4 protein-coding genes are annotated in these 6,244 nt (G+C 44.8%); 3 read left to right on the top strand and 1 reads right to left on the bottom strand.

Going from position 1 to position 6,244, the window contains the following annotated elements; all coding sequences use genetic code 11:
- Positions 1-180, top strand: a 180-nt coding sequence (locus Q4A14_RS05635) for a hypothetical protein (protein WP_303170564.1), incomplete at its 5' end; no start/stop codon positions are given.
- A 123-nt stretch (positions 181-303) separates the two neighbouring features.
- Here the strand turns inward: Q4A14_RS05635 and Q4A14_RS05630 are convergent.
- Positions 304-1,416: a redoxin domain-containing protein gene (locus Q4A14_RS05630; RefSeq protein ID WP_303170562.1), complete on the bottom strand. Its 1,113-nt coding sequence runs from the start codon at positions 1,414-1,416 to the stop codon at positions 304-306.
- A 415-nt stretch (positions 1,417-1,831) separates the two neighbouring features.
- Here Q4A14_RS05630 and Q4A14_RS05625 point away from each other — a divergent pair, with 415 nt between their 5' ends.
- Both Q4A14_RS05625 and Q4A14_RS05620 read left to right on the top strand, forming a co-directional pair.
- A complete protein-coding gene (locus tag Q4A14_RS05625; protein ID WP_303170561.1) occupies positions 1,832-2,806 on the top strand; it encodes a hypothetical protein in 975 nt (324 codons plus the stop codon).
- 48 nt (positions 2,807-2,854) lie between these two features.
- The gene (locus Q4A14_RS05620; RefSeq protein ID WP_303170559.1) at positions 2,855-6,244 is read left to right on the top strand and encodes a SusC/RagA family TonB-linked outer membrane protein; all 3,390 of its coding nucleotides are present in this window, start codon (positions 2,855-2,857) and stop codon (positions 6,242-6,244) included.

Below are 6,244 nucleotides of genomic sequence, written 5' to 3'. Positions count from 1 at the left end.
AACTTGAGAAATGAAGTTAGACAACTTAATTTCGACAGATGTACATATGGAGGTCCCGCATCGCAAGACTTCATAAACAGAGAGGATTTCGACAACTACCAAAGTAAGTCTCCACCCCTTACTTTTGAATGCTCCTACCGATGCATTCTCGGCAATATCGTTGAAATAACAAGTCCTTGAATCCGGTTACATAAACAAAAAAAGCGGTGTCCCCCGATGAGGGACACCGCAGATGCGATATAATGACCGGAAATATCCTAACTATTACTGATTATTGTAGGATGCTCTAAGTCATACTAATATTTACTTCAATATTTCTGCAAGTTTTTTGGCAAGGTCTGCTCCCTTGAGGTCACGAGCGATGATGACACCGTCGTTGTCAATAAGCAATGTGTGAGGGATAGAGTGGATGCCATACTCTTTTGCGGCTTCGCTCTTCCAACCCTTCAAGTCAGACATCTGAGGCCATGGCAATTCGAGTTTGCTGATAGCTCTTTTCCAAGACTCAACCTCCTCATCAAAAGATACTCCGACGATCTCAAACTTACCCTTGTACTGTGTATATATCTCGATGAGCGCAGGCATACTCTGACGGCAAGGAGCACACCAACTTGCCCAAAAGTCTACCAAAACAGGTTTTCCCTTACCGACATAGTCCGATAGCTTGACCGTTTTCCCCTCAGGAGTCTGCATCGAGAAGTCTGTAAAAAGCTTGCTCACATCGGTCTTTTCCTGGTGTTCCAACTGTCTTTTGATCCCGATGAGATAAGGGTCATTCATGTATTCGCTTGGGATCTGACGGATGAGTTCCTGATTTTCAGACAAGCTGTTTTCGTAGTATCTTTCCTTGAATAGGAATATACCCACAGGATTGGTGATATTGTTCGCCATGCCATCTTTCAAGGCTTGATCATATGCCATCTCTGCCTCATCCATTTTTTCCTCCTTCTGCTCCTCGGTGAGAGACTCATCTTGATCGATTTCGTTCATACGACGGATCTGCTCAGCCGTTTTGTTTCGGATCTCCTGGTAGATATCGTTTGTAGCTGTACCTGTCACAGATGGTTGTCCGCTCTCCACCTTCACCATTATGTTGCCATTTTCCAAAAAGAATGGAAAGCTGAAGACGTCTGACGATGTCGAGCATGTCAGATAACATACGATGATGGAGTCCTGAGTTCCTTCGAGCGTAAATGCGCCATCTTGTATGACGGCAGTACCAAGGACTTTTGACTCTGCATTTTTGATGATTTCGAGATACACGGAATCTCCATTGGCTGCACCTTCAATTGTACCGGAGATGGTATATCCGGGCTTCTTGGCATTTCCGGCGCAACCTGCAGATATAAAAATGACTGACATGAGGGCCATGACACCGAATAGTCTTGATGTCTTTAGAGTGAAATAAGTTTTCATTGTTTGTCTTCTTGTGTTTATATAAATCTGAGGGGTGAAGTTACAGGTTTCTAAGGACAATACAATCGAAATGCGGTTATTTTACATTTTGTTAAGCCCAATTTAAGATCTAACCCCGAATCTGAGGGAAAAATCACCCCACCCTGAATCCCTCTGTTTTCGAGGATGAGAAGTCGACAAATCTCATCTGACACCGTTGACCACAAAAACTATGATATGAACAGAAAAACAAACACAGAGTTCCTTGCAAATCTTACAGTTTTTTACTAAATTGCTAACCGTTTTTCGACATTGGCAACAAAACCGGAATATTTACCGGAGGAAAAAGCACATAAGAAACAAAACCAAGTCGATCAATCGAAAAACTTTCAGACAACCTAAATTTCTTTAATTACATCACTTTTCTATCATGAAAATGAAAAAACTACTGCCGCTCGCAATATGCGGGTTGCTGTCGGTATCGATGGCGGCACAAACCAAAAGGACAGTCCTAAGCGCTCAAGTGCATGGATTTCAGAGAGACATGATATACTTCGACTGTGTACAAAGCCCTCTGATCAAGGCAGAGTTCCATACCAATCCCGGAGAGGAACATCACTTTGCTTTTGATACCGATGAAATGGTAACACTCACAATCAATGGAAAAACCAAAGTCTTCCTCGAACCCGGAGACAGCATCCATGTAAATATCAGATACGAGGGCAAAAAGATTGCAGAAGCTCGATTTTCCGGAGATGATCGAGCAATGGCAGGTAGCAATCTCTATCGCACCATCGATCAGGTAAAGGCAAACATGAAGTACCGTAGCAACCTACTGGGTCTTGTCGTACTTGATGTAAAACCTAAAGACAGATTCAGAGACTCACACAAGTTGCTCCAAGTGACATCTGACCTGCTTCAGAAAAATGCGGACAAAATAAGCCCTGCAGTAGCAGAGTACATATCGGCAGAGACAGAGGCCCTGGCATATACTTCTTTTATGGAGTACCCCGTGATGTACGCAGATACAAGAAAACTCCCTATCGACCGACAAGAGATCGGAGAATATTGGAGTGTGATGGACGGATACAATTTGAGATCAAGCATGACAGTTCTCAGATGTCCGGAATATGTCTCCCTATTGATGCGCTACTGCTTTTTCCAAAAAGAAAAAGAGGCCGCAAGGGCGAGTAGCACATACAAGGCTCCGAACACACTCGAAGACATGTATCGTCTCTTCGCAGACTTCTACTCCGGGGACCAGAGAGACCATATATTGTTCCGCCTGATGAGCAACTTCATTCTTGGAGGGAAAGAGCTTGAACGCGTCGATCCTCTATTTGAAGAGTATAAAGCCAAATACAACACCGACCAAAAAAATGCACATATACTTGAAAGGCTCTTACAATAGATGAAACAAAAACATCATCTAAACACGAATTTATCAGAACATTATGCTATGAAAACAGAAAAAACACTCACAACCTTACAAAGGCTCATGATCCTCATATGTATCGTGACTTTAGGGACTCAGGCACTGGTATTTGCACAAAGGCCTCAGAGCTCTGACAAGTGGAAAGCCGACAAGATCACCCTGCGAGTCAGCAATGAACCGATGGGGACAGTCCTTGAAAAAGCTGCAAAAATAGCCAATGCGACCATAGTCTACAACAATGTCGGACTCATCGGCATAGACAAACGGATAACCCTCAATGCAAACAACGAACCACTGTACAGTGTGATCGAGAGACTCCTCCAAGGTCAAAATATCGAGGTAAAATATGAGGATGGACGACGTATCACTTTCTATCCTAAATCTACCGGTCCTCAGAAAAGTTCAGGAGCAGCTCGCTTCCCCATATCCGGGAAAGTATTGGCAGCAGACACCAAAGAGCCTCTCACCGGAGCAACCGTGGTGATCATAGACACAAGCGAAACCGGTGCTCCCAAAGGGATGCAGACAGACATAGACGGGAAGTTCAATCTCGTGGCACGAGAAAAAACCACGATGCGTATCTCGTTTGTCGGATTTGAGACGGTCTCCCTACCTATAAAAGGACCGGACACCGATATGACCATCCTCCTCAATCCTGATGCGATGACCATCGGAGAAGTTGTCGTCACCGGTATCAGCAAGCGTAGTGAAAGTAGTTTTACAGGGAACTATGTCACAGTCAAGGGAGAGGCTCTCAAGAAGATGAGCCCCAACAATCTCTTGAAAGGCTTACAATTCTTTGACCCAAGTTTCAAAATACTTGAAAATCAGCAACGCGGGTCAGACCCCAATGCACGCCCCGAATTCCTCATGCGTGGGGAACAATCATTCTCCAGAGATGCTGCAAAACTAGGGTCTATGGACCTCATGCTCGACAACGTCTCTGCTCGCCCCAATACACCTCTCTTCGTATTGGACGGATTTATCGTCCCTATCTCACGCATATTGGAGCTTGACCCTGAGCGTGTCGAAAATATCACAATCCTCAAAGATGCTGCAGCAACAGCTATATACGGTTCAAGAGCATCTAACGGGGTCGTAGTCATCGAGACCAAGATTGCACGTGACGGAGCGTTGTCAGTCTCTTATAACGGAAACCTCACGATAGAAGCTCCGGATCTCACAGACTACAACATGATGGATGCCAGAGAGAAATTGGCAGCAGAGGTAGCGGCAGGACTCTACAAGGAAACAGATGTATCAAAAATGAACGAGTATAACCGATACTTGAGAAATGTCCTCGCAGGAGTCAACACCTATTGGTTGTCTCAACCTTTGAGAACTGCCTTTCAACAAAGACACTCCCTCAATGCAAGTGGTGGTACAGATGTATTCCGATATAGTATAAACCTGAACGCCGGACTAAGCCCCGGTGTGATGAAGGGTTCGGAAAACAATACCAAAGGGATCAACTTCAACATGAGTTATAGAAAAGGGAAAGTCACAGTAGGAGCAGATATCAATCTATCTGAAAGTGACGGATACAACTCTCCTTATGGTGCCTTCGGACGTTATACAAGGATCAATCCTTATTACATACCTACGGACGAAAACGGTGAATACGCCCCTACCCTTGACACCCACAGATCGACAGGTAACGCGAGGACAATCGTCAATCCGCTGTACAATGCAAATGTGGGCATAAAGGATTTCACCAATAACATGACCATTGCCAACAACCTTAGTATAGAGTATCGACTGCTCAAAAATCTACGTATCTCGGAACAACTCTCATACACGAGAGGGATCGCCAGATCTGAAAAATTCTTACCGGCAGATCACACTTCCTTTGTAGAGGTATCCGACCTTACAAAAAAGGGTAGCTATCAGAAGAGTGTGGGTGAGATGTCATCATGGTCAAGCAACCTCGGCGTAAACTGGAACTTGCCGATAGACAAACACCTGATAAGCCTCTTTGGTAACTGGACTATATCAGAGGACCGCAACAACTACGTCAACCTAAGCGCAACAGGATATCCCGATGTGCACATGGATGACTTCATCTTTGGATACAAGATGGACTCGGATCCAAGAGGTACAGAAGCTCTATCTCGTTCGATGGGATTGATCAGCCAGTTCTCATACAGTTACGACAACAAGTACTCATTTGACTTCAACCTCAGTAGCGAGGCCTCATCACGTTTTGGCGCAGGACAGAGACTTGCTCCATTCTGGTCTACAGGTATCAGATGGAATGCTCATCAGGAAAGTTGGCTCCAAGGAAGAGTATCCAACCTCGTCTTCCGTACCACATACGGTATAACCGGGGCTCAGGACTTCAATCCATACGAAGCTATAGAGTTCTACACCTTCTCCAACACAATGATTCCATACAAGTCATTCTCCAACCTCGGAGCAGTACTTTCGGGACTCAATAATCCAAATCTGGGATGGGCCAAGACCAGCAACTTCAGCTTTGGTATGGACTTCGGCTTCTGGAACAACAGAGTAAATGCAACGCTCAATTATTATAACAATATCACCCACAACCTCCTTACTCAGTATGACTTGGCACCATCTACAGGTTTTGAGTCCATGACGATAAATGCAGGAGAGTTGCAAAACAGGGGGATAGATGCTACTCTCAATGTCATAGTGGCTCAAGATATGGCACGTGAGTTCTTCTGGACAGTCTCTGCCAATGCCAACCACAACAGGAATAAGATCAGAAAAATATCCGACTACTTGAGAAAAGTAAACGAAGAACAACTGAAATCCGACAAGGCTCCGCTACCGGTATTTCAGGTGGGAGGATCTACTACGACCCTTCATGCAGTGCGCTCTCTCGGTATAGATCCGATAACAGGTAAAGAACTCTTCTTGAAAAGAGATGGCTCAAAGACGTTTGAATGGGATCCTGTCGACAAAGTGCCAGTGGGAGATACTTCGCCCAAAGTCTCCGGTACAATCACGAGCAGTGTAAACTGGAAAGACTTCTCCTGCTCAATGGGCTTCACGTACAAGTACGGTGGTATCATCTACAATAGTACGCTTGTTGACAAAGTTGAAAATTCGGAACTCTCCATGAACCTCGACCGCCGTGCAATGGAAGGCCGCTGGACAAAAGTAGGAGATGTGGCAAGATTCAAAAAGTTTGTCGCAACAGGTGACGAAACCCCTGCAAGTACACGATTCATCATGGATGATAATGAACTGAAACTCGCAACAGTCAATCTTGGGTATCGCATGAGAAGCGAGAAGTTTGATTTCCTCAGGAAGTTGAATATCGAATTGCTCTCACTCAGCTTCACAACGAACGATCTCCTCAGAGTATCGACCATACGCATGGAACGAGGTCTTGAGTATCCGTTTGCGAGATCATACACACTATCCATGTCTATAATGTTCAAGTAA

Origin of the sequence: Porphyromonas sp. (genome assembly GCF_030529325.1) — a bacterium.
GTDB lineage: Bacteria > Bacteroidota > Bacteroidia > Bacteroidales > Porphyromonadaceae > Porphyromonas_A.
Note: the sequence above shows the minus strand (reverse complement) of the source record. Positions and strands in the feature narration are given on the sequence as shown.

Excerpts from the sequence above, each read along its gene's own strand:
- Q4A14_RS05625 (WP_303170561.1), top strand. The coding sequence starts at position 1,832 with ATGAAAAAACTACTGCCGCTCGCAATATGCGGGTTGCTGTCGGTATCG.
- Q4A14_RS05630 (WP_303170562.1), bottom strand. The coding sequence starts at position 1,416 with ATGAAAACTTATTTCACTCTAAAGACATCAAGACTATTCGGTGTCATG.
- Q4A14_RS05620 (WP_303170559.1), top strand. The coding sequence starts at position 2,855 with ATGAAAACAGAAAAAACACTCACAACCTTACAAAGGCTCATGATCCTC.